This is a genomic window from Actinoallomurus spadix (assembly GCF_024055725.1).
Lineage (GTDB): Bacteria > Actinomycetota > Actinomycetes > Streptosporangiales > Streptosporangiaceae > Actinoallomurus > Actinoallomurus spadix.
This window is the reverse complement of the sequence record NZ_JAMXMX010000003.1, coordinates 251,559-275,712: the sequence shown is the minus strand read 5'-3', so window position 1 is coordinate 275,712 and position 24,154 is coordinate 251,559. Positions and strand designations below refer to the sequence as shown.

20 protein-coding genes are annotated in these 24,154 nt (G+C 72.7%); 18 read left to right on the top strand and 2 right to left on the bottom strand.

All coding sequences use genetic code 11. The features are described 5' to 3' along the window. Nucleotide 1: 1 nt before the first annotated feature. A complete protein-coding gene (locus NE235_RS05400) occupies nucleotides 2-982 on the bottom strand; it encodes an AAA family ATPase (RefSeq protein WP_406567540.1) in 981 nt (326 codons plus the stop codon). 472 nt (nucleotides 983-1,454) lie between these two features. Between NE235_RS05400 and mraZ the strand changes: the two genes are divergently transcribed. The 18 genes from mraZ (at nucleotide 1,455) to NE235_RS05310 (ending at nucleotide 22,977) form a co-directional block, all read left to right on the top strand. After that, nucleotides 1,455-1,886, top strand: coding sequence for a division/cell wall cluster transcriptional repressor MraZ (mraZ, locus tag NE235_RS05395; protein ID WP_252799807.1), 432 nt, complete (start codon nucleotides 1,455-1,457; stop codon nucleotides 1,884-1,886). Nucleotides 1,887-2,206: 320 nt separating this feature from the next. Then, nucleotides 2,207-3,274 carry a 16S rRNA (cytosine(1402)-N(4))-methyltransferase RsmH gene (gene rsmH / locus NE235_RS05390; RefSeq protein ID WP_252799806.1) on the top strand — a complete coding sequence of 356 codons (1,068 nt, stop codon included), beginning with the start codon at nucleotides 2,207-2,209 and terminating at the stop codon, nucleotides 3,272-3,274. Continuing rightward, a complete protein-coding gene (locus NE235_RS05385; RefSeq protein WP_252799805.1) occupies nucleotides 3,271-4,347 on the top strand; it encodes a hypothetical protein in 1,077 nt (358 codons plus the stop codon). The genes rsmH and NE235_RS05385 overlap by 4 nt, the downstream gene beginning before the upstream one ends. A 251-nt stretch (nucleotides 4,348-4,598) precedes the next feature. Further along, on the top strand, nucleotides 4,599-6,362 hold the full coding sequence (locus NE235_RS05380; protein ID WP_454464574.1) for a peptidoglycan D,D-transpeptidase FtsI family protein: 1,764 nt from the start codon (nucleotides 4,599-4,601) through the stop codon (nucleotides 6,360-6,362). Between the two features lie 47 nt (nucleotides 6,363-6,409). Next, complete coding sequence (locus tag NE235_RS05375) at nucleotides 6,410-7,942, top strand: UDP-N-acetylmuramoyl-L-alanyl-D-glutamate--2,6-diaminopimelate ligase (protein ID WP_252799950.1); 1,533 nt, start codon at nucleotides 6,410-6,412, stop codon at nucleotides 7,940-7,942. 63 nt (nucleotides 7,943-8,005) lie between these two features. Further along, nucleotides 8,006-9,403 (top strand): UDP-N-acetylmuramoyl-tripeptide--D-alanyl-D-alanine ligase, encoded by a 1,398-nt coding sequence (locus NE235_RS05370; protein ID WP_252799803.1) that lies wholly within the window; start codon nucleotides 8,006-8,008, stop codon nucleotides 9,401-9,403. Then, a complete protein-coding gene (gene mraY / locus NE235_RS05365) occupies nucleotides 9,400-10,458 on the top strand; it encodes a phospho-N-acetylmuramoyl-pentapeptide-transferase (protein ID WP_252799802.1) in 1,059 nt (352 codons plus the stop codon). The genes NE235_RS05370 and mraY overlap by 4 nt, the downstream gene beginning before the upstream one ends. Further along, nucleotides 10,443-11,849 carry a UDP-N-acetylmuramoyl-L-alanine--D-glutamate ligase gene (gene murD / locus NE235_RS05360; protein ID WP_252799801.1) on the top strand — a complete coding sequence of 469 codons (1,407 nt, stop codon included), beginning with the start codon at nucleotides 10,443-10,445 and terminating at the stop codon, nucleotides 11,847-11,849. The genes mraY and murD overlap by 16 nt, the downstream gene beginning before the upstream one ends. Nucleotides 11,850-11,897: 48 nt before the next feature. Further along, nucleotides 11,898-13,148 (top strand): putative lipid II flippase FtsW, encoded by a 1,251-nt coding sequence (gene ftsW, locus NE235_RS05355; protein ID WP_252799949.1) that lies wholly within the window; start codon nucleotides 11,898-11,900, stop codon nucleotides 13,146-13,148. A 49-nt stretch (nucleotides 13,149-13,197) separates the two neighbouring features. After that, nucleotides 13,198-14,289, top strand: coding sequence for an undecaprenyldiphospho-muramoylpentapeptide beta-N-acetylglucosaminyltransferase (gene murG / locus NE235_RS05350; protein ID WP_252799800.1), 1,092 nt, complete (start codon nucleotides 13,198-13,200; stop codon nucleotides 14,287-14,289). Then, on the top strand, nucleotides 14,286-15,683 hold the full coding sequence (gene murC / locus NE235_RS05345; RefSeq protein ID WP_252799799.1) for a UDP-N-acetylmuramate--L-alanine ligase: 1,398 nt from the start codon (nucleotides 14,286-14,288) through the stop codon (nucleotides 15,681-15,683). The genes murG and murC overlap by 4 nt, the downstream gene beginning before the upstream one ends. Before the next feature lie 73 nt (nucleotides 15,684-15,756). After that, a complete protein-coding gene (locus NE235_RS05340) occupies nucleotides 15,757-16,521 on the top strand; it encodes a cell division protein FtsQ/DivIB (protein ID WP_252799948.1) in 765 nt (254 codons plus the stop codon). Between the two features lie 390 nt (nucleotides 16,522-16,911). Then, entirely contained in the window at nucleotides 16,912-18,336 is a 1,425-nt protein-coding gene (gene ftsZ, locus NE235_RS05335; RefSeq protein WP_252799798.1) for a cell division protein FtsZ, read from the top strand. Between the two features lie 30 nt (nucleotides 18,337-18,366). Next, a complete protein-coding gene (locus NE235_RS05330; protein ID WP_252799797.1) occupies nucleotides 18,367-19,065 on the top strand; it encodes a YggS family pyridoxal phosphate-dependent enzyme in 699 nt (232 codons plus the stop codon). A 101-nt stretch (nucleotides 19,066-19,166) separates the two neighbouring features. Continuing rightward, on the top strand, nucleotides 19,167-19,688 hold the full coding sequence (locus NE235_RS05325; RefSeq protein WP_252799796.1) for a cell division protein SepF: 522 nt from the start codon (nucleotides 19,167-19,169) through the stop codon (nucleotides 19,686-19,688). Between the two features lie 21 nt (nucleotides 19,689-19,709). Beyond that, complete coding sequence (locus tag NE235_RS05320) at nucleotides 19,710-19,991, top strand: YggT family protein (protein WP_252783080.1); 282 nt, start codon at nucleotides 19,710-19,712, stop codon at nucleotides 19,989-19,991. A gap of 50 nt (nucleotides 19,992-20,041) precedes the next feature. Beyond that, nucleotides 20,042-20,983, top strand: coding sequence for a DivIVA domain-containing protein (locus tag NE235_RS05315; RefSeq protein WP_252799795.1), 942 nt, complete (start codon nucleotides 20,042-20,044; stop codon nucleotides 20,981-20,983). Nucleotides 20,984-21,129: 146 nt separating this feature from the next. Continuing rightward, a complete protein-coding gene (locus NE235_RS05310; RefSeq protein ID WP_252799794.1) occupies nucleotides 21,130-22,977 on the top strand; it encodes a hypothetical protein in 1,848 nt (615 codons plus the stop codon). Between the two features lie 376 nt (nucleotides 22,978-23,353). Here NE235_RS05310 and NE235_RS05305 read toward each other — a convergent pair whose 3' ends face one another. Continuing rightward, nucleotides 23,354-24,109: a DUF1707 SHOCT-like domain-containing protein gene (locus NE235_RS05305; protein WP_308206024.1), complete on the bottom strand. Its 756-nt coding sequence runs from the start codon at nucleotides 24,107-24,109 to the stop codon at nucleotides 23,354-23,356. Nucleotides 24,110-24,154: the final 45 nt, after the last annotated feature.

Here is a 24,154-nt window from a genome sequence, read left to right as displayed (position 1 = left end):
GTCAGCGCCGGTGGTCGGGGACCGGGACGCGTTCGACGAGTTCGGCGACGACCTGCTCGGGTGAACGGCGCTGGACCTGCGCCTCGGCGGTCGGCAGCAGCCGGTGCGCGAGCACGGGCACCGCGAGGCGCTGCAGGTCGTCGGGGAGGACGTACTCCCGATCGTCCAGGGCCGCGTAGGCGCGGGCGGCCCGGACGAGCTGGAGCGTCGCCCGCGGTGAGGCGCCCAGGCGCAGCTCGGGATGGTTCCGCGTCGCGGCGACGAGCGCGATGGCGTACCCGCGCAGCGCGGGCGCGACGTGCACCTCCCGCACGACCTCGATCATCTCCCGTACGTCGCCGTCCTGGGCGACGGGCTGCAGCCGGTCGAGCGGGGACGGTCCGCCGTGCACGTCGAGCATCTCGAGTTCCGCCGCCGGCTCCGGGTAACCCATCGCGATCCGGGCGGTGAACCGGTCGCGCTGCGCCTCCGGGAGCGGATAGGTCCCTTCCATCTCGACCGGGTTCTGAGTGGCGATCACCATGAACGGCGCGTCCAGGGGGTACGTGCGGCCGTCGACGGTGACCTGGCGTTCCTCCATGCACTCCAGCAGGGCCGACTGCGTCTTCGGCGACGCGCGGTTGATCTCGTCGCCGACCACGATGTTCGCGAAGACCGGACCGGGCTTGAACTCGAACTCCCGGAGTTCCTGGTTGTAGGCGCTGACCCCGGTGATGTCGCTCGGCAGCAGGTCCGGCGTGAACTGCACCCGCCGCACCGAGCAGTCGATCGACTTGGCGAGCGCCTTGGCCAGCATCGTCTTCCCGACGCCGGGGACGTCCTCGATGAGGAGGTGGCCCTCGGCGAGGAGAACGGTCAGCGCGAGGCGTACGACGTCGGGCTTGCCCTCGATGACGGACTCGATGGCTCCGAGGATCTTGCTCGAGATCTGGGCCAGCCCGTCCAGTCCCCGGCCCAGGTCCCCGTGCGTGCTCACTGACACTTACCCCTCCCCGGGCCACCCGAGCGGCGGATGCCGCGTCGCCGCACCGCCGTGGATGAGCGCTCCCACCCGATATGTCGTACTGACAGTACGTCGTCGGGCCCTGCCGCGGCGATGTCTGGTGAACGACCGCGGCGATCTCTTGAGGACGGCGTGAGACGCGCTCGCGCCCCCGCCGGCGCGACCCGTGTCCGGCTGATGACGGGTCGTGGCCTCGGGGGTCCCCCCCACTTTCCCCCACCCGCCGTCGCCGGACCCTATCCGGGGGTCGCCGGCCGGTCTTGACCGCCGCGCCGGGCGGCTCTGACGGGGTCTGTGGCACCCCCCGAGGGCGCCCTCTTCTGACCTGCCCGGACGCGTGGCGAGATGCCGCGTGACCGGTGTTTTGGTCGTTGACCGTGGGGGAGAGTGGAGTACAGTGGGGCGCCGTGGGGGAGGGCAATCGACCCCGCGAAGCGGGAGGTGGGGGCCGATGTTCCTCGGCACTCACACCCTGCGCCTGGACGACAAGGGACGACTGTTCCTGCCGGCGAAGTACCGCGAGGAGCTGTCAGGGGGATTGGTGATCACGAAGGGCCAGGAACGCTGCCTCTACGTCTTCCCCGAGGCCGAGTTCCAGCGCATCACCGAGGCGCTTCGCACCGCACCGGTCACCGCCAAGGCAGTGCGGGACTACAGCCGGGTCTTCTTCGCCGGCGCCTCCGACGAGGTCCCCGACAAGCAAGGCCGGATCACCATTCCGCAGGCTCTCCGGAGCTACGCGGGCCTGACCCGCGACTGTGCCGTCATCGGGGCCAACACGCGCTTGGAGATCTGGGACGCCACGGCGTGGGAGACCTACCTGGCCGACCAAGAGCAGCAGTTCTCCGACCTGTCGGAGGAGGTGCTGCCCGGGATTCTTTGACGCACCATCGCCGGTGATCGGATTTGTTCGGCGAGGTCTCCACCCGCTCCCAGCTGGCGCACCTTCCCCGGTGCCAGATGGCCGTTGCACAGCTCTTCCTCACGGAGCAGCGGATGGGGACCTGGCCGGACGAAATCCCGACGGGGGCCGGCGTCAGCCATTGAGCGGTGAGCCGCCGAGCAGGAGGGGTGGCGTCTTCCACGGGGTGGACGGCCACACCGGTCGCTTCTTTCGTTCCTGAAAGATCTCTCAGGAGTGACGGGCGACGGCGAGCGCGGTCTCAGCGCTGTCCGCGAGCAGTGGCGTTCCGAGGGGGTTCCATGCACGGCGACGACGAGCGCGAGGAGGGTTCGCGCGCGCAGGGCCATGTTCCGGTCATGCTCGACCGGATCCTGGCGCTGCTCGCCCCGGCACTGTCGGCACCCTCCGATGAGGACGCGATCTACGTCGACGCCACCCTGGGCCTCGCCGGGCACGCCACCGCGATCCTCGCCGCGCACCCGCGGGCGCGGCTCATCGGCCTCGACCGTGACACGACGGCGCTGGAGCGATCCCGGAGCCGCCTGGAGCCGTACACCGGGCGGTTCACGCTCGTGCACGCCGTCTACGACGAGATCCCGCGGGTCCTGGCCGACCTGGGCGTGCCCCGGGTGCACGCCGTCCTCTTCGACCTGGGCGTGTCCTCCCCGCAGCTCGACGAGGCCGAGCGTGGTTTCGCCTACTCCTACGACGCACCGCTCGACATGCGGATGGACCGCACCCAGCGGCTCACCGCCGAAGAGGTGGTCAACACCTATTCGACCGCCGACCTGACGCGCATCCTGCGCGACTACGGCGAGGAGCGGTTCGCGCGGCGCGTCGCCGAGGCGATCGTCCGTGAGCGGGGGCGCGCCCCGCTCACGTCGACGTCCCGCCTCGTCGACGTCGTCCGCGGCGCCATCCCCGCCGCCTCGCGCCGGACCGGAGGACATCCGGGCAAGCGCACCTTCCAGGCGCTGCGCATGGAGGTGAACGGCGAGCTGGCCGCGCTCGAGCGCGCGGTGCCCGCCGCCCTCGACGCCCTGGCCGTCGGCGGCCGCATCGCGGTCCTGTCCTACCACTCGCTGGAGGACCGGATCGTCAAGCGCGCGCTGGCCGCGCGCACCACTGACACCACCCCACCCGACCTGCCGGTTCCGCTGCCGGAGGCACAGCCCCGGTTCCGTCTTCTCACCCGGGGGGCGGAGCAGCCGGCCGACGAGGAGACCACGACCAACCCCCGGGCCGCCTCGGCACGCCTGCGCGCCGCCGAGCGGATCCGGGAGGAGCGACGTCCGCGAGGCATCGGCGCGATGCCCCTCGGTGAGCAGCCGCCGAGCGGGCGGAGTGGAGCAGGAGGCATCGCATGACCATCACGACCCCGCCGCCGGAGACCCGGCGTCGCCGTCGGCGCGCGGACGCGCCCACCCGGGCGGGCGATGCCGGAAAGCACGCCGGGAAGCAGGAGAAGGCGGCGCCGCGCCGCAGGCCGGCCGAGGCCACCGAGCGCACCGGAGCGGCCAAGACCACGAAGACGGCGAAGACCACCAAGACCACCAATGCGGCCAAGCCACCGGTCAAGAAGGCCAAGGCGGCCAAGGCGAAGACGAAGGCCGCGCCCGCCGGCGGGCGGACGCGCGCCGGAACAGGCGGGAAGACCGGCACCAGGGCGGCGAGCGCCCCGGACCGGGCCACCGGCACGCCGGCGAGGGCCGCGGACCGGGCCACCGGCACGCCGGTGAGCGCTCCGGCACGGACCGCCGGTGCGCGGACGGCGACCAGGGGACCGGCGACCCGGCCCGAGCGGACGCGTACCGCGCCCACGCGCAGGCCGTCGACCCGGACGCCGGGGACCCGGGCCGAGACCGCCGCGCGGCGGCCCCGGCGGTCCGCGCCGCCCCGCGCCCGTGCGCCGTTCGTCCTGCTCGTCGTCGGGCTGCTCGGCGGCGCGCTCGTCAGCCTGCTGCTGCTCAACACCGTCCTCGCCCAGGACGCCTTCACGCTCAGCGAGCTGCAGCGCGACAACCGGCAGCTGGCCGAGCGCGAGCAGGCGCTGAAGTCCGACATCGCCCGGGAGCAGGACCCGGCGGTGCTGCACCAGAAGGCCCGTGGCCTCGGCATGGTCGACCCGCAGGGTGCCGCCTTCATCGACGCGCGCACGGGGCGGGTGACCGAGGTCGGCGCCCCGCCGCAGGGCGTGTCCGACGAGGCCGTCGCCGCCGCGGCGGCCGGGGCCGTCACCGGAGCGCCCGGCGCGCTCGTGCCGCCGGCCGGTGGTCCGGCGCCGCACCAGGGCACCCCGAACACCCGGAACCGCCGGCCCGCCGGGAACACGCAGAACACCCAGAAGACCCAGAACACCCAGAAGACGCGGAAGGCCGCTCCGGGACAGGGGACCGCCCCGAAGACGGCCGCTCCCCGGCAGGGAGGCGGCACGCGGTGACCTCCCGGCGTGGCCGCGGGCCGGCCGCCCCCTCCCCGCCCGGAGGCCCGCGCCGCACGAGCGGCCCCGGGCAGACCGGGCGTGGCCAGGGCGCCCGCGGGCAGAGCTCCCGCGGCCAGACCGGCCGCGGTCAGGCGGCCACCGCGCGCCCGGGCGTCCGGGGCGGCGGCGCCGAGCGCGCACCCCGGCGCGCCCGTGGCGGCCGCCCGCCGGGCCCGCCGCGACGGCCGCGGGCGCTCCTGCGGCGCCGCATCGTCCGGCGTGACCCGATCAAGCGGCTGAACGTCGGTCTCCTGCTGGTGGCGTTCGTGCTGTCGCTGTTCGCCGGGCGCCTCGTCCAGCTCCAGGGCCTGGAGTCCAAGGGGTACGCCGAGGCGGCGATCCGCCAGCGGCTCAATCGGATCCCGCTGCCCGCGGTCCGTGGCGCCATCACGTTCGCGCAGGGCCAGCCGCTCGCCATGACCGTCGACGCGCGGGTGATCTACGCCGACCCCTCGTTGATCCAGCAGTACGAGCAGAAGAACCACACGAACATCCGCAACAAGATCGCGACGACGCTCGCGTCGATGTTCGGGCTCGACCCCGCCACGCTGCTCAAGAAGCTCACGCCCCGGTCGAAGATGGATCACTACCGGGAGCTGATCCACCACGTGGAGCCGGACCGCGCCCGTCTGGTGACCGGCATGGACTTCACCGGTATCGGCACTCAGCAGGAGTACCGCCGGATCTACCCCGGCGGCTCCCTCGCCGCGAACGTCGTGGGTTTCGTCAACGCCGCCGGCGACGGCGCCGCGGGCCTGGAGTCCAGCATGAACAAGCTGCTCAAGGGCCGCAGCGGCTGGCAGAAGGTCGAGGTCAGCGAGAAGGGCCAGCGGATCCCCATGGGGGAGGACCAGCAGCTCAAGCCGATCCCGGGCAAGGGGCTGCGCCTGACCCTCGACCAGGACATCCAGTGGAAGGCGCAGGACGCGATCGCCAAGCAGGTCAAGGCGACCAAGGCGCAGAGCGGCAGCGTCATCGTGCTGGATCCCCGGTCGGGTCAGATCCTGGCGATGGCGACGGCGCCGACCTTCGACCCGGCGAGCTACGGCAGGTATCCCGAGAGCGACTGGGGCAACCGGGTCGTTCAGGACGACTTCGAACCCGGCAGCACCAGCAAGGTGGTCACCGCGGCGGCGGCGCTGGAGGCCGGCCACGTCACGCCGGACACCGTGTTCGACGTGCCCGACCACATCACGAAGTTCGACCGGACGTTCCACGACTCCGAGACGCATCCGACCGAGCCCCTCACCTTCGCGGGCGTGCTCGCCAAGTCGAGCAACGTCGGTACCATCATGGCGGCCGACAAACTGTCCGACGCCCAGCTCTACCAGTACCTGCGGGCGTTCGGGTACGGCCAGGAGACCGGCGTCGGCCTGCCGGGGGAGGCGGCCGGCTCGCTCAAGCCGCCGAACCAGTGGTGGGGCACCGACCGCTACTCCCTCGCGTTCGGCCAGTCCGTCTCGGTGAACGCGCTGCAGGTCGCCAGCGTCTACGCCACGATCGCCAACCACGGGGTCCGCGTGACCCCCAACCTGATCGCCGGCACCACCGACGACCGCGGCACCCTCACGGCCGCCGCCAAGCCGTCCCAGCACCGGGTGATCAGCAGCGCGACCGCCGCCGAGATCACCAAGATGCTCGAAGGGGTGACCACGAAGGAGGGCACCGCGCCCGCCGCGCAGATCCCCGGGTACCGCGTCGCGGGCAAGACCGGCACCGCGCAGCGCGTCAACCCCCGGACCGGGAGCTACGACGGCGGGGGCTACACCGCGACGTTCGTCGGCTTCGCCCCCGCGGAGAATCCGCAACTCGTCGTGGAGGCCGTGCTGCAGAAGCCGCAGAACGGCTACTACGGTGGGGAGGTGGCGGCCCCGGTCTTCAAGGACGTGATGAGCTTCGCGCTGCAGAGCCGGCGCGTCCCGCCGAGCTCGGGCCGGTCCCAGAAGATCCGTATCTCCCCAGACCAGGGGTGACCGGCGGTACCCTCTCCGCCGTGTCCAACAGACCCGATCCCGATCTCATGCGACCCAAGACCGTTCCCGCCCGCCCGTTGTCCGGGCTCGTCTCCCTTCTCGGCCTGCGCGAGGGGGCCGAGCCGCCGCAGGGAATGGTCACCGGTGTGACGCACGACTCCCGGAAGGTCCTCCCAGGGGACCTGTACGCCGCGCTGCCCGGCAGCCGGTTCCACGGCGCGGTGTTCGCGGCGCAGGCGGCCGAGGCCGGTGCGACCGGAATCCTCACCGACCGGGAGGGCCGGATCCGGGCGGAGAAGTCGGGACTGCCGGTGCTCGTCGTGGACGATCCGCGTGCCGTGCTCGGCCGGGTGGCGTCCTGGGTGTACGGCGACCCGGTGCGCGACCTGACCCTGCTGGGCGTCACCGGCACGAGCGGCAAGTCGACGACCACCTTCCTGCTGGAGGCGGGGCTGCGGGCCGCCGGTCACGAGACGGGCCTGGTCGGCGGGATCGAGATCCGGGTCGCCGGGGAGGTGCTGCCCAGCGCGCTGACCACCCCGGAGGCCACCGACCTGCACGGCCTGTTCGCGCTGATGCGCGAGCGCGGCGTGACGGCGGCGGCCATGGAGGTCTCCAGCCACGCCCTGGACTTCGGCCGGGTCGGCGGCGCCTTCTACGAGGTCGCCGTGTTCACGAACCTCTCGCAGGACCATCTCGACCATCATCCGACGATGGAGGACTACTTCGCCGCCAAGGCGCGGCTGTTCACGCCGGAGTACAGCCGGATCGGCGTCGTCAACGTCGACGACTCCTGGGGCCGGCGGCTGGTCGGGATCGCGGGCATCCCCATGACGACCTTCTCCGCGTCCGGTGACGCGGTCGCGGACTGGCGGGCGGAGGACGTGCGCGTGCGCCCCGACGGCAGCGACTTCCGGGTGGTCGGCCCCGGCGGGGTGGAGGCCGACGTACGGCTGCCGCTGCCCGGCCCGTTCAACGTCGCCAACGCGCTCGGCGCGATCGTGGCGCTGGTCGAGTCGGGGATCTCCCTGCAGACCGCGGTGCGCGGCGTCGCCGGCCTGCCCGGCGTTCCGGGGCGGCTGGAGCGCGTGGACGAGGGCCAGGAGTTCGCGGCGCTGGTCGACTACGCGCACAAGCCCGGGGCCGTCGAGGCCGTCCTGGGGACCCTCCGGCCGCTCGTGGCCGACGACGGGCGCCTGATCATCGTGCTCGGCTGCGGCGGCGACCGCGACACCGGGAAGCGCCCCGTCATGGGGGAACTCGCCGCGCGCCTGGCCGATATCGCGGTGTTCACCAACGACAACCCGCGCTCCGAGGACCCGTGGGCCGTCCTCACCGCTATGGTCGAGGGGATACTCACCGTGCCGGAGAGCGAGCGCGCGCACGTGATCGTGGAGCCCGACCGGGCCGCGGCGATCGCTCTCGCGGCCGGCCGGGCCCGGCGCGGCGACGTCGTCGTCGTGGCCGGCAAAGGTCATGAACAGGGGCAGTATGTCGGCGGTGCGGTCCTCCCCTTCGACGACCGCGAGGTCATGCGGCGCGTCCTGCGTGAGCGCCGGGAGCGACGCGATGACCGGTGAGCGCGCGCGGCGCCGCGCGCGCCGGCACCGACCGACCATTCGGACTTCCGGCAAGGAGCAGACTTGATCCCACTCTCGCTCGCGAGGATCGCGGAGATCACCCGGGGCAGGATGGACGGTGCGTCCCCTGAGACGGTCGTGAGCGGACCCGTGGTCATCGACTCACGTCAGGCCGCGCCCGGCGCGCTGTTCGTCGCGTTCCGCGGGGAGCACGCGGACGGGCACGACTTCGCCGCCCAGGCGGTGGAGGCCGGCGCGGCGGCCGTGCTCGCCGAGCGGCCGGTCGGCGTGCCCGCGGTCGTCGTCGACGACGTCCAGACCGCCCTCAGCGCGCTCGCCCGCGCGGTCGTGGAGCGGCTGCCCGAGACCACCGTGATCGGCGTCACCGGGTCGGCGGGCAAGACCTCCACCAAGGACCTCCTCGCGCGGCTCACCGGCCGGCTCGGGCCGTCCGTCGCGCCGCCCGGATCGTTCAACAACGAGATCGGCCATCCGCTCACCGTGCTGCGCGCCGACGAGGGCACGCGCTACCTCGTGCTGGAGATGGGCGCCCGCGGGCTCGGGCACATCGCCCACCTCGCGCGCGTCGCGCGCCCCGACATCGGCGTCGTGCTGAACGTCGGCAGCGCGCACATCGGGGAGTTCGGCAGCCGCGAGGTCGTCGCGAAGGCCAAGGGCGAGATGGTGGAGGCGCTGACCCCGCGGGGGGTGGCCGTGCTCAACGCCGACGACCCCCTCGTACGGGCGATGGCCGCGCGCACCCCGGCGCGGATCACGCTGTTCGGCCGGGTGCCGGAGGCGGACGTCCGCGCCGTGGACGAGTCCCTCGACGACGCCGGCCGGCCGCGCTTCACCCTGGTCACCCCCCGGGGCTCGGCCGCGGTCGCGCTCCGGCTGTACGGCGCGCACACGGTGGGCAACGCGCTCGCCGCCGCCGCTGTCGCGCACGAGCTGGGCATGCCGGCCGCCGACATCGCCGAGGTGCTGTCGGCGGCGACGCCGGCCAGCCGCTGGCGGATGGAGGTCACCGAGCGGCCCGACGGCGTGACCGTCATCAACGACGCGTACAACGCCAACCCCGAGTCGGTACGCTCCGCGCTCGACACGCTGGTCCACATGGCCCGTGACCGGCGGGCTTTCGCCGTGCTCGGCGAAATGGCGGAGCTGGGTGCGACGACGGTGAGTGAGCACGAGAGGATCGGTACCCACGCGGCGCGGGGCGGCCTGACGGGCCTGATCGCCGTCGGCGAGACCGCCGCGTCCGTGTTGAAGGGTGCTGGACAAGTGGGGTCATGGACGGGAGAAGGCGTGCGGGTCGAGGATGCCGACGCGGCGGTGGCCGCGCTGGGCGAGAGACTGCGGCCGGGTGACGTCGTGCTGGTGAAGGGCTCGCGCGTCGCCGGGCTGGAGAAGGTCGCCCAGGCAGTGCTGGAGATGCCCGAAGGGGGGCACGAGGCGTGAGGACCATCCTGGTCGCGTCGGCCCTCTCTCTGATCATCGGGCTGCTCGGCACGCCGGTGTGGATCCGCGTGGTCCGCCGTCTCGGGTACGGCCAGATGATCCGCGAGGAGGGGCCCGAGGCGCACCTCAGCAAGCGGGGAACTCCGACCATGGGCGGCACCGTGTTCATCATCGGGTCGCTGATCGGCTACTTCGTCGCCCACGTGGCGACGGGGACCCAGCCGACGGTGTCCGGGGCGCTGGTGCTGTTCCTGATGACCGGCCTGGGCATGGTCGGGTTCGTCGACGACTACATCAAGGTCTTCAAGCAGCGCAGCCTGGGCCTGCGCAGCGGCGCCAAGATGATCGGCATCATCATCGTCGGCGTGATCTTCGCGCTGCTGTCGCTGCGCTTCCCGAACGCCTACGGCGCCAGGCCGGCCACGGTGCACCTGTCGTTCCTGCGCGACTTCGGTCCGCCGGTCGGCCCGTACCTCTTCGTGATCTGGGCGCTGCTGATGATCGCGGGCACGTCCAACGCGGTGAACCTCACCGACGGCCTGGACGGCCTCGCGGGCGGCGCGGTCGGCACGGTCCTCGGGGCGTACGTCCTGATCGGCAACTGGCAGCTGCGCAACAGCTGCTTCTACGTCGGGCTGGGGCCGACCTGCTACACGGTCCGTGACCCGCTGGACCTGGCGGTCGTCGCGGCGGCCGTGCTGGGCGCGCTCGTCGGCTTCCTGTGGTGGAACGCCCCGCCGGCCCGGATCTTCATGGGCGACACCGGCTCGCTGGGCCTCGGTGGCGTGATCGTCGGCCTGGCCGTGATGACCCGCACCGAGCTGCTGTTCATCATCCTGGGCGGGCTGCCGGTCCTCATCACGCTGTCGGTGATCATCCAGGTCGGGTCGTTCAAGCTGACCCGGAAACGGGTGTTCAAGATGGCGCCGCTGCAGCACCACTTCGAGCTGTCCGGCTGGGCCGAGACGACGATCGTGGTGCGGTTCTGGCTGATCTCCCTGCTGTGCGTGGCGGCGGGCCTGTCGCTGTTCTACATCGAATGGATGCCGAACTGATGACCGCCTGGAACGGCCTGCGGGTGTGCGTGGCGGGCGCGGGCCTGTCCGGCCGCGCCGCCGCCCGCGTCCTGGCCGCGCGCGGCGCCGAGGTGACGCTCGTCGACGCGCGGGACGACGAGTCGCTGTCGGCCAAGGCCGCCGCGCCCGGCGTCACGGTGCGCCTGGGCGACGGTGACACGCTGCCGCCGGGCACGGAGCTGGTCGTCACCTCGCCCGGCTGGCGCCCCACCGCCCCGCTGCTGCGGACCGCCGCCGCGGCCGGGGTCGAGGTCATCGGCGAGGTCGAGCTCGCGTGGCGGCTGCGCGGGCCCGACGCGCCGCCCTGGCTCGCCATCACCGGCACCGACGGCAAGACCACCGTCGTGCGGATGCTGGCGCGGATGCTCGAGGCGGCCGGGCACCGGACGATCGCGGTCGGCAACGTCGGCACGCCCATCGTCGAGGTGGTCGCCGGCGGCGAGGGCGCGGCCCCGGAGCCGTACGACGTGCTGGCCGTCGAGCTGTCCAGCTTCCAGCTGCACTGGTCGAGCTCGATCCGGCCGCTCGCCGCGACCGTCCTCAACGTCGCGCCCGACCACATCGACTGGCACGGCTCCTTCGAGGAGTACGCCGCCGCCAAGGGCAAGGTCTTCGCGCCCGGCACCCTCGCCGTGGTCAACGCCGACGACGAGTGGTCCGTACGCCTCGGGGCGAACGCCGAGCGCTCCGTCGGCTTCACGCTCGGCGTGCCCGGCCCCGGCCGGCTCGGCGTCGTCGAGGAGCTCCTCGTCGACCGGGCGTTCACCGGCGACCCGGTACGCGAGGCGGCCGAACTGGCCGAGCTGGCCGACGTCCGGCCGTTCGCCCCGCACAACGTCGCCAACGCCCTCGCCGCCGCCGCGCTGGCCCGCGCGTACGGCGTGCCGCCGGAGGCGGTCCGGGAGGGTCTGCGCCGGTTCCGGCCCGACCCGCACCGGATCGAGCACGTCGCCACGGTCGCCGACGTCGACTACGTCAACGATTCCAAGGCCACCAACCCGCACGCCGCGGCCGCGTCCCTGGCGGCCTTCCGGTCGATCGTGTGGATCGCCGGCGGGCTCCTCAAGGGCGCCGAGGTGGACGAGCTCGTCCAGTCGTGCGCCGACCGGCTGCGTGGTGTCGTCCTCATGGGCGCGGACCGCGCCCGGATCGCCGAGGCGCTCGCGCGACACGCCCCGGATGTCCCGGTCGTGGACGTCGCCGACACCGACACTGGTGCCATGGACCGCGTCGTGACCGAGGCGGCCCGGCTGGCCCGGCCCGGCGACACCGTGCTGCTGGCCCCGGTGGGGGCCAGCATGGACATGTTCACCGGGTATCCGGCGCGAGGAGAGGCGTTCGCGGCGGCCGTGGGGCGGCTCGCCGAGTGAGCCCCGCGGCCGCGGGGACCGCATGAGGAGGGGAGCCGACCGTTGAGCGTGGCCTACGGCGACGAGGAGGAGCCGCGGTCGGGGCCGCGCGCGTGGGCGTCCGGGGTCGCCGGCCTGCTCGACCGCCCGCTCACCTCCTACTACCTGGTGCTGGGCAGTTCGCTGCTGCTGCTGGCCCTCGGCATGGTCATGGTGCTGTCGGCCTCCAGCGTCCGCCAGTACCAGAACACCGGGTCGGCGTTCACCCTTTTCGAGAAGCAGGCGCTGTGGGTCGGCATCGGCCTGCCGCTGATGTGGATCGCCGCCCGGCTCCCGCCCAAGACGTTCCGCACGGCGGCCTACCCGCTGATGCTGCTGTCCGCGCTGGCCCTCGCGGTCGCGCTCACCCCGGGCCTGGGGCAGAGCGCCAACGGAGCGCAGCGCTGGATCAGCTTCGGCGGGCCGTTCCAGCTGCAGCCCTCCGAGCCGGCCAAGCTGGCCCTCGTCCTGTGGGGTGCCGACCTGCTGGCCCGCAAGGAGAGGCTCCGCCAGCTCACCGACTGGCGGCAGCTGCTGATCCCGCTGCTGCCGGGCACGGGCGTCCTCGTCATGTTCATCATGCTCGGCAGCGACCTCGGCACGACCATCGTCCTGCTGATCATCTTCCTGTCGCTCATGTGGGTCGTGGGAGCACCGGGCCGGCTCTTCGTCGGCATGGCCGGCCTCACGGGCGTGCTGGTCTCCATCCTCATCCTCGTCGAGCCGTACCGCCTGGCGCGGCTGACCGGGTTCCTCGACCAGTCAGGCAACCAGCTCAGCACCAATTACCAGGGCATCCAGGGGCTGTACGCCATCGCCTCGGGCGGCGTGCTCGGCACCGGGCTCGGCGAGGGCCGGGCGAAGTGGAACTACCTGCCGCACCCCGAGACCGACTTCATCTTCGCCATCATCGGCGAGGAGCTCGGCCTGATCGGCACGCTCGTCGTCCTGGGCCTGTTCGGTGTGCTCGCGTACGCCGGCCTGCGGATCGCCCGGCGGGTCAAGGACCCGTTCATGCGGCTCGCCGCGTCCGGCGCGACCGCCTGGCTGATCGGCCAGGCCATCATCAACATCGGCGCGGTGATCGGCGTACTCCCCATTACCGGCATTCCGCTGCCTCTGGTGTCGTACGGTGGGTCCGCCCTCATCCCGACCTTGTTCGTGCTGGGCATGCTGCTGTCGTTCGCCAAGCGCGAGCCCGGCGCCCGGCAGGCCCTCGCCGCACGTGGTCCGGGACCGGCCGTAATGGCTCTAAGCTGGCTGGGCCTGGCAAAGCGCTGAGGGTGTTGCACCCGTGACGGAGCGAGTCGATTAGAGCAGGAGCGCGAGCATGAGGGTTGTCCTGGCCGGTGGCGGCACAGCCGGACATATCGAACCCGCCCTGGCCCTCGCCGACGCGTTGCGCCGGGAGCACCCCGGCGTTCAGGTGACCTGTCTTGGCACCGAGCGGGGCCTGGAGTCCCGCATCGTGCCCCAGCGAGGCTACGAGCTCGCGATGATCCCGCCGGTCCCGCTGCCGCGGACGCTCACCCCCCGGCTGCTGACCGTGCCCGGCCGGCTCGCCGGCGCGATCAACGCCGCCGCGGCCATCCTCGACCGCACCCAGGCCGAGGTGCTGGTCGGTTTCGGCGGTTACGTCGCGACCCCCGGTTACCTCGCCGCGCGCCGCCGCAAGATCCCGATCGTCGTGCACGAGGCGAACCCGCGGCCGGGCCTGGCCAACCGCCTCGGCGCGCGCTTCACCGACCACGTCGCGGTGGCCGCGCCCGACACGCCGCTGCCGCACGCCGAGGTGATCGGCATCCCACTGCGCCGTGAGATCTCCACCCTGAACCGCCTCGGCATGGGCGACAAGGCGCGGGCCCACTTCGGCCTGCGCTCGGACCTGCCGACGCTGCTGGTGTTCGGCGGCTCCCAGGGCGCCCGCTCCCTCAACCGGGCGGTCGGCGAGGCCGTCCCGCAGCTGCGCGCCGCCGGCATCCAGATCCTGCACATCGTCGGCCCGAAGAACCTCGCCGAGCCGGAGTTCACCCCCGACGACCCGGCGTACATCATGCTGCCGTACTGCGACCGGATGGATCTCGCGTACGCCGCCGCCGACTTCGCCATGTGCCGGGCCGGCGCCATCACCTGCGCCGAGCTGACCGCGGTCGGGCTGCCCGCGGCGTACGTCCCGCTCCCGATCGGCAACGGCGAGCAGCGGCTGAACGCCGAGCCGATCGTCCGCGGCGGCGGTGGCCTGCTCATCGAGGACAGTGAGCTGACCGCCGACTGGATCCGCGCGAACGTCCTGCCCATCCTCGGCGACGCCGAGCGGGTCGCGATGATGTCCGAGGCCGCGGCGCGCATGGGCCGCCGCGACGCCGACATCGCCCTGGCCCGCCTCGTCGCCCGTGTCGTCGCGGAAGGACCCACCCCGTGAGCCTCGTCGAACCCGTCGAGATCGTCCCCGCCGACCGGCTGGGCAAGGTGCACTTCGTCGGCGTCGGCGGAGCGGGCATGTCCGGGATCGCGCGCATCATGCTCGGCCGCGGCATCGCGGTCTCCGGCAGCGACGCCAAGGACTCCGACCTGCTGCGCGAGCTGCGCGAGTCCGGCGCGGCGACGTACGTCGGGCACGCCGCCGAGCACGTCGGCGACGCCGCGACGGTCGTCGTCTCGACCGCCATCCGCGAGACCAACCCGGAGCTGGCAGCCGCCCGTGCGCGGGGGCTGCGCGTCCTGCACCGCGCGGCGGCGCTGGCGTCGCTGATGGCGGGCCGCCGCAGCGTTGCCGTGGCCGGCACGCACGGCAAGACCACGACCACCTCGATGCTGACCGTCGCCCTGCAGCACGCCGGCGCCGACCCGTCGTACTGCATCGGCGGCCAGCTCGTCACCACCGGCCTGAACGCCGGTGAGGGCTCCGGCGACCTGTTCGTCGCGGAGGCCGACGAGAGCGACGGGTCGTTCCTGATGTTCACGCCGCACGCCGCGATCGTCACCAACGTCGAGGCCGACCACCTCGACAACTACGGCGGCTTCGAGCAGGTCAAGAAGACCTTCGCCGACTTCGTCGGGCGGATCGAGCCGGGCGGCCTGCTCGTCGTCTGCGCCGACGACCCCGGGGCGCTTGAGCTGGGCGAGACCGGCGCGCGGCGCGGGCTCACCGTCCGCACGTACGGCGAGGCGCCCGGCGCCGACTACCGCGTCGAGGGCTACGCGCCGCGCGGGCTGGGCTCACGGTTCACGGTGGCGGGGCGGGAGCTCACACTGGCCGTCCCCGGCCGCCACAACGCCCAGAACGCCGCCGCCGCGTACGCCGTTGCCGTCGAGCTGGGCGTCGACGCCGGCGCCGTCGCCGAGGGCCTGGCCGCCTTCGGCGGAGCGCGCCGGCGCCTGGAGCCGAAGGGCGAGATCGGCGGCGTCAGGGTGTTCGACAGTTACGCCCACCACCCGACCGAGCTCGCCGCCGACCTGCGGGCCACCCGCGACTACGCCGAGGAGCTCGGCGGCGGCCGCATCGTCGCGGTCTTCCAGCCGCACCTGTTCAGCCGCACCAGGTTCTTCGCCACCGAGTTCGGCGCCGCGCTCGGGCTCGCGGACGAGGCGGTCGTCCTCGACGTCTACCCGGCGCGCGAGGACCCGATCCCGGGCGTGACGGGGGAGCTGGTCGCCAAGGCCGTCCCGCACGGACGGGTGACGTACGAGCCCGACGAAAGCGCGGTCGCCGGGCGTGTCGCGGCCATGGCCGTCCCCGGGGACGTCATCATCACGATGGGCGCCGGCGACGTGACCAGGCTCGGCCCGGAGATCCTCCGGCTGCTCGGCGCCTGAGCGGCCGGCCCGTCCGGAGCGGCGCTCCCGCCCGGTCGCGCGGGTGCCGCGGAACGCGTGAGGAGGCGTGACGATGGATGGCGAGGGCGTGCCGGGCACCGTGGAGACGAATCCCGGTGCTCCTGACGCGGACCCGCCGGCCCGGCCCGCCCGCCGTCGTCCCAACCGGTGGAAGGTCCTGTTCGTCGGGCTCTTCGTGGCGGGGGTCCTCGGCACGGCGACCTGGGTCCTGCTCGGGTCGCGGCTGCTCGTCGTCCGGCGGATCGACGTGACGGGCGAGCGGCTCGTCTCCCGCGACGAGGTGCTCGCCGCGGCACGGGTCCGCCTGGGCGAGCCCCTGGCCAGACTCGACACCGGCGTCGTACGCGACCGCGTCGAGTCGGTGCAGGCCGTGGAGACCGCCCGCGTCGAACGCCGGTGGCCGACCACGGTCCGGATCGTCGTACGGGAGCGCACGCCGATCGTCGTCGCCCAGCACGACAACCGGTACCTCCAGATCGACCGGTACGGCGTGACCGTCGTCGCGTCCGCCGCGCGTCCACGCGGGCTTCCGGTCCTAAGTGTGGCGAATCCCACGCAGAGCGATCCCGCGCTGCGGGCCGGGCTGTCCGTCGTACGCGGCCTGCCCTCCTGGCTCGGCCGTCGGGTGGCCGGCGTGGACGTCCCGTCGACCGAGGCGGTGAGCCTGCGGCTGGCGGACGGCGTCACCATCGTGTGGGGCGCCGCGGAGCGCGGGCCGGAGAAGATCCGGCTGCTGCACGGTCTTCTGACCGCGTCGCCGCGGCGCGGGGTCAAGACGATCGACGTCAGCTCGCCGGAGGTCGTCACCACGAAGTAGCCGCGACGCCGTGTCGTGGTTCCGGCCGGGGCGTCGCGGTCGCGGCGGTCCGGGCCGGAGGGGGAGGCCGCGCACACCGGTGCCCGCAAGTGGCGAACGATCGTCGGGCGCGGGACACTTGTCCTTGCGCGGCCGGTGGGACCGGCGCGCACCGGATCGGATCAAATGGGACGACTGGGGTGTCGCGACACGCCGGTGTGCTCAGGGCCGGGTTAGTTGACCCTGCAGTGGGGCGCCCCTACTGTCCGTATCAGCCCTAGGTTGACATAACTCTAAGTCTCAACTTGAGGGTGAGGGTTCCGGCCCGCCAACGTAAGTGAATTCAGTAAGAAACACCGGAGCGGTGATACGCCGGCCGGTTCGATAGAGCGAGCGGAAGGGCCCCTCGTCGTGGCAGCACCGCAGAATTACCTGGCGGTCATCAAGGTCGTCGGCATCGGCGGCGGCGGCGTCAACGCCGTCAACCGGATGATCGAAGAGGGGCTCAAGGGTGTCGAGTTCATCGCGATCAACACGGACGCCCAAGCGCTGCTGATGAGCGACGCCGACGTCAAGCTCGACGTCGGCCGTGAACTCACCCGTGGTCTCGGCGCGGGCGCCAACCCCGACGTCGGGCGCAAGGCGGCCGAGGACCACCGTGAGGAGATCGAGGAGGTCCTCAAGGGGGCCGACATGGTCTTCGTGACCGCCGGAGAGGGTGGTGGCACCGGCACCGGAGGCGCTCCGGTGGTCGCCAACATCGCCCGGTCGCTGGGCGCACTGACGATCGGCGTGGTCACCCGCCCCTTCAGCTTCGAGGGCAAGCGGCGTGCCATGCAGGCCGAGGCCGGCATCGAGACGCTCCGCGACGAGGTCGACACGCTCATCGTCATCCCGAACGACCGGCTGCTGTCGATCTCCGATCGCCAGGTGAGCGTCCTGGACGCCTTCAAGGCGGCCGACCAGGTGCTCCTCTCCGGTGTTCAGGGCATCACCGACCTGATCACCACACCGGGTCTGATCAACCTCGACTTCGCCGACGTCAAGTCGGTGATGTCCGGGGCCGGATCCGCGCTCATGGGCATCGGGTCCGCACGCGGGGACGACCGATCGGTCGCCGCCGCCGAGATGGCGATCTCCAGCCCGCTGCTGGAGGCCAGCATCGACGGCGCCCACGGCGTCCTGCTGTCGATCTCCGGCGGGTCCGATCTCGGCCTCTTCGAGATCAACGAGGCGGCGCAGCTCGTGTCCAACGCGGCCGCGCCCGACGCGAACATCATCTTCGGCGCCGTCATCGACGACGCGCTGGGCGACGAGGTCCGTGTGACGGTGATCGCCGCGGGCTTCGACGAGATCCGGCCGCAACACGCTCCGGCCCCCCAGGCGGAGCCGAAGCGCCTGTCCCCGAGCCGGCCGGCCGTGGCGACCCCGCCCGTGACGCCGCCCCGCCCGGTGACCCCGCCCGCCGCGCCACCACCCGCGCCGCCGAGGGTCTCCGCCGTACCCGCACCCGTACCCGCCCCGCACCGGGAGCCGGGCCCGCTGCCGGGGGTGGACGGCAAGCCGGTCGAGGCGAAGCAGGACCAGCCGAAGGCCGAGCCGCCCAAGCCGGCGGACACCAAGCCCGAGCCGGTGGCCGACAAGCCGGCGGAGAGCACGGCCGACGGCGGGCCCACGCCGCCGCGTCCGGTCTCCGGCGAGTCCGCGGTCCGCCCTAAGGTGCCGCGGCCGGCCAACGAGCCGACCGCGGCGCGCCTCGGCACCGACCCGGTCCGCCGCCGCCCCGTCGTCTTCGACGAGGACGACGACCTGGACGTCCCGGACTTCCTGAAGTAACGATGCCCAGCCAGTGATGCGCGACCAGTGATGACCGACCGCGAAGAGCACCTGGCCGCCAACCTCGCGGCCGTCCGTGAACGTGTCGCCAAGGCGTGCGCCGCGGTCGGCCGCTCCGCCGCCGAGGTCACCCTGATCGCGGTGACGAAGACCTTCCCCGCCTCGGACGTGCGCCTGCTGGCCGGGCTGGGCGTCACCGACGTCGCGGAGAACCGCGACCAGGAGGCGTCGGCCAAGGCCGCCGAGTGCCGTGACCTGCCGCTCACGTGGCACTTCGTCGGGCAGTTGCAGACGAACAAGGCCCGCTCGGTGGCCTCCTACTCCGACGTGGTCCACTCCGTCGATCGCGAGCGCCTCGTGACGGCGCTGTCCCGCGCGGCGACGGGGACGAACCGGTCGCTCCGCTGTCTCGTCCAGGTGGCGCTCGACGACGCCGAGGGGCGGGGCGGCGTCCGGCCTGGCGGCGTGCCTGCGCTGGCCGACGCGATCGCCTCCGCTCCCGGCCTCACCCTCGGGGGCGTCATGGCCGTGGCGCCGCTGGGCGGCGACCCGGCGGCGGCGTTCGGCCGGCTGGCGGAGGTCGCCGCCGCGCTACGGGCCGTTCACCCGGGAGCAAGCATGATTTCTGCCGGGATGAGCGGCGATTTGGAAGAAGCGATCGCGTGTGGTGCGACACACGTCCGAGTCGGTACGGCGTTGCTCGGAGGACGACGGGCAATCGTCAGGTAATGTCCCCAGCGTGGACCTTGGCGTCCGCGCTCAAACGTAACCGATCAGCTAGCGGAAGCTTCCCGCAGGGATCTCCTGTCGGCGGACGACGGAGGGGGCGTATGGCCAGCGCGATGCGCAAGATGGCGGTCTACCTCGGCCTCGTGGAGGACGACCGCTACGACGACGATTACGATGACTACGACGTCTACGACGACGAGGCCGTCGAGCGGCGTCGGGGCGAGCGCGGCGGGTCCGACGATTCCGCCGCGCAGCCTACCGGAGTCCAGGCGCCCGCCGTGGAGGAGCAGAAGCCGTTCGGGCCCGAGCGGCGCCCCCCAGTTGGGGAGTCCGCCGTGTCCGACCTCGCTCGTATCACTACGCTTCACCCCAGGACCTACAACGAGGCCCGCACGATCGGCGAGCACTTCCGGGAGGGCACCCCGGTGATCATGAACCTCACCGAGATGGTCGACAGCGACGCGAAGCGTCTCGTCGACTTCGCTGCTGGTCTCATATTCGGCCTGCACGGAAGCATCGAGCGTGTTACGAACAAGGTGTTCCTGTTGTCCCCAGCCAACGTCGAGGTGACCGCCGAGGACAAGGCCCGTATGGCAGAACGAGGGTTCTTCAATCAGAGCTGACAGCCACAAGCGAGAGTGTTCGTGAACCTTGGAAATTACCTGAGCATCCCGCTGTACCTCTTCCTGCTCTTCCTCATCGGCAGGATGGTCTTCGAGACGCTTCAGGCGTTCGCCCGGTCGTGGAGGCCCAGAGGAGTGGTACTGGTGCTGGCGGAGGCCACATACACCGTCACCGACCCACCTCTCAAGCTCCTACGCCGTTTCATACCGTCCGTTCGGCTGGGTAACGTTGCACTCGACCTGAGCTTCACGGTTCTCTTCTTCGTGGTCTGGTTCTTGATCATCATTGTCCAGCCGCTCTGATCGGGTACCGTCCGTTCGGGGACAGACTCCAAGCGCGCCAAGGAGACCAGATGCCGCTGACACCCGCGGATGTGCGGAACAAGCAGTTCAGTACAACCCGGCTCCGGCCGGGCTACGACGAAGAGGAGGTCGACGCGTTCCTCGACGAGGTCGAGGCCGAGCTCGACCGGCTCATCCAGGAGAACGAGGAGCTGCGCGCCAAGCTGGCCGAATGCCTCCGCGGCAAGGTGCCGGCGATGGCCGCTCCGATCGTCGAACCCAAGCCGGAGATCGCGCATCTGCCCGAGCCGCCCAAACCGCCGGAGCCGAAGCCGGAGCTGGAGCCGATGATGGGCGGTCTCGGCATGCCTCCCGCCCCGCAGGCGCCCCCGCCGCCCCCGCCGATGGCCACGCCCGGCGAGGACAACATGGACACGGCCGCCCGCGTGCTCGCCCTGGCGCAGCAGACCGCCGACCAGGCGATCGCCGACGCCCGCCGCGAGGCCGACGAGACGCTGGGGCGTGCCCGGCGTGAGGCCGAGGAGATCCTCGGGAAGGCCCGCCGGCAGTCCGAGCAGATCGTCAGCGAGGCCCGCGCCCGCGCCGAGTCGCTCGAGCGGGACGCGCAGGAGCGCCACCGCCAGGCCATGGGCTCCCTCGTCCAGCAGCGCGAGGAGCTCGAGCGCATGGTCGAGGACCTGAACCTCTTCGAGCGCGAGTACCGCAGCCGCCTCAAGGCCTATCTCGAGGGTCAGCTGCGCGAGCTGGAGGCCGGCAGCCACGCCGGGCCGTTCGGTGGACCGGGCAACACGGGTCCCCAGCCGGCACAGCCCGCCGTCGCCCCTCCGCCGCCGCACCCGGAGATGCAGCGCAACGGCCAGCCGAGCGTCGGCCCGGGCAACACCGGTGCGAACCCCTTCCCGCAGCAGCCGCCGCAGGCCGAGCCGCAGCACGCTCAGCACGGCGCCACCGGGAGCTTCCACACCGCCGACAACCCGCACGACCGGCGCTGAGCTAAGGCACCCGGTTTCGGACGACCGTCGTGGTGACGGTCTTTTCCGAAACCAAGTGGTAGCGGGTTGGAGGCGGCCGAACCGGCCGAAGTTGCGCTAGCGTTGCTGCGCATCTCCGGTACGACGGTTGGTAGAGGGAGACCTGTGTGATCATCCTGAGTGGCGTGCTCGTCGTCCTGGCGATCGCTCTTCTTGTGACGGGCATTGTCACGGGCAACACCGGGCATGAGATTCTCGGTCTTGACGGGTTGAAGCTGATCTACGTCTCGATCGGGGTCAGCATCGTCTCCGCTCTCTTCCTCGCCGTCGGGGTGTTCCTCCGGCGCAAGGAGCTCTTCGGCACCACCACGGCCCCGGCGAACGCCAAGGCGTCCGCCGGCCGGACGACGACCGCCAGGCCGGTCAAGGCCAAGGCGCGGGTCGGCGCGGGAGACGACGCGGCGATCATTCCGGCGACGTCCGCCTCCCCGGCCGACGTCCCCGACGAGACCACCGTCTACGTCGTCCCCGGCCGCAAGCGCTACCACCTTGAGACCTGCCGTCAGCTCGCGGGCCGCGACAAGGAGGAGCTGACCTTCGTCGAGGCGCGGGAGGAGGGCTTCACGCCCTGCACCGCCTGCCTGCCCGACACCGCGCTCGCGGCGCGTGCCGCCCTCACCGACACCGCCGAGCAGCGGTCGGCGGACATCGCCACGGCCGCCGACACCAGGCCGCAGAGCCCGCCCGCCGAGCCGGTGGACGTCACCCGGACCGACATCCCGGTCACCCGAGCACTGCCCGCCTCCGAGCCGCCGTCCGCCGAAGAGCGCGACGGCCTCACGGCCGCCCGGGCCACCACCGACGAGACCGAGGCGCCCCGGTCCGTGGACGAGGACGTCCGCGACGCGGAGTCCGCGACCACCCCACCGTCCGACGCGGAGCGCACCACCGCCGACGTCACGGAGGAACCGCCCGCCGAGCGTTCGAGGCGGCGCAGCCGGTCCCTGTTCGAGCCCCTGGACCGCGCGGAGACCACCCCCGAGGACACGACCGCGGCGGGCACGGCCGAAGAGACCGCGGCCGGCTCGGCGACGGCCGAGACCCGCACCACCGGCTCGGCGGACGCCGCCCACCGCGACGACGAGCCCGGCGTGGCCCGATCCACGGACGAGTCCGAGGCGTCGGAGCCCCGGGACGACGCTCACGACGGCGCCGACGAGGCTGCGGACGTGGTCGCGGTGACACGTGAGGTGCCTCGGCCCGGAACCCCCGAGGGGGAGACCGCAGAGCCCGAGGCCGCGGACCGCGAGACCACGGACACCCGCGAGACCGAGCACACGGACGCCGAGACGCGAGACGCGGAGCCGGTGGACGACGAGCCGGTGGACGACGAGCCGGCGGACGTCGCGCCGGCCGACGCGGACACGCCTGACGCAGAGCCGGCGGACGCCGAGGCGCCGCCCACGGAGACGGACGACAGCGCGATGACCGAGTCCGCGCCGGAGGCGGACGAGTCCGAGTCCGATGCCGCCGCGTCCGATGAGCACGACGAGCCCGCCGACGACTCCACCGTCGCCGAGGAGGCCACCGGCGAGGAGGCCACCGGCGAGGAGGCCACCGGCGAGGAGGCCACCGGCGAGGAGCCTGCGGGCGACTCCACCCCGGCGCAGACCGCCCAGCACACGGAGTTGGCGCCCGCCGAGCCCGCGGAGCAGGCGCCGGAAGCCGCCACGGACGAGGAGACCGACAAGGCCGAGAAGGTCGAGGAGAGGGCGGAGGCCGCCGACGCCGTGGAGAAGGCGACGGCCGAGTCCGCGGACGAATCCGACGGCGTCGAGGCCGCCGGCGGCCCGACGGTGCGCATCCTGAGCGGGACCAAGCGGTACCACCGGTCCGACTGCGCGCTGATCGAGGACATCGCCGACGACGCCGACGACCTGGAGAGCCTGTCGCGCGAGGCGGCACGGGAGCGCGGCTGCACCCCCTGCCTGGTCTGCCAGCCCGACGACGACTGACACGCGCCGTACCGCGCGTCACGGGGCCCGGCCACCGGCGGCCGGGCCCTTCTCGCGGGGACCGACGACCCCGTGGGTGGCGGCCGCCCGTCCGACGCCACCCCATCCACGCCAACGACGCGGCTGCGGGAAGCCCCCTGAGGCACCTGGCCACATGGTCGTGCCGCCCGGGCTCCGCGCCTTCTCGCCCATCCGACAGGCCTTAGCCGCCTTGGCGTCGGCGTTGACGTACCAGAGATGGCGAACCGGTCATCGACCCGTCAACGCCGACGGCCAAGTGACCACCGCGGCGGCCCGGTCAGAGACTCGTCGCGCGGTTCGCGACAGTGTTCGCGGGGCGGGGCGGCTGGAGACGGCGAAGTCCTGGGGCGGCCGTTCAGCGGGCGCGCCGTTGCCGGCGCAGCTCCCGCTGCTGGTCACGGAACTCTCGGTGCACCGCGCGCTGCTTGTCCCGGAATTCGCGGTGCAGGCTCCGCTGCCGCGCGTGAAAATCGCGGCCGCCGGCCACCGCCGCCGTATCCGTGGTCGAATCCGCGCTCAGCCGTTTGACGTCGATCCCGCCGAGCAACGTCATCCCCGTCAGCCGGATCACCGGCGCGTCCGGACCTACCGTGTCATCGGACGGCAGCGAGCAGCCACCCATCACGGAGGTCACGGAGTTCAGCACGCGCACGCCCGGCGGAATGGTGATCGAGACACCGCCGAGGACTGCGGTGATGTTGATGGTGACCTCGCGCTGAGCCAGCACGGCCTGGCGGAGATCGAGCTCTACACCGCCGAGCACGGTGACGACGTTGGTGTGCGGCTCGACCAGCCAGCGGCCCTTGCGCTCGGCGCCGCTCAGGATCGCCACCAGGTTCGGCGAGCCGGCCGAGGGGGCCGGCAGGTCGTCGCGCGCCATCCGCGGCGCCGCGGGCGTACCACCGGCGCCCGGGAGATCCGCGACGACCGGTGCGAGCTCGGCGTACGTCTTGGCCTGGTACACCGTGTCGAGGCGTTCGGCGTGCTCCTCCGCCGTGAGCCGGCCTTCGGCGAGCGCCTCGCGCAGCTGGTCGGCGATCCGGTCACGGTCGGCGTCGGAAGCGCGCATCAGCTCCGGGTCAACCGCCGCGGGCTTGTCGGGAAGGTCCACGCGAGCATCATTCCGCACCGACCGGGCCGTGACCAGCCGTGGCCC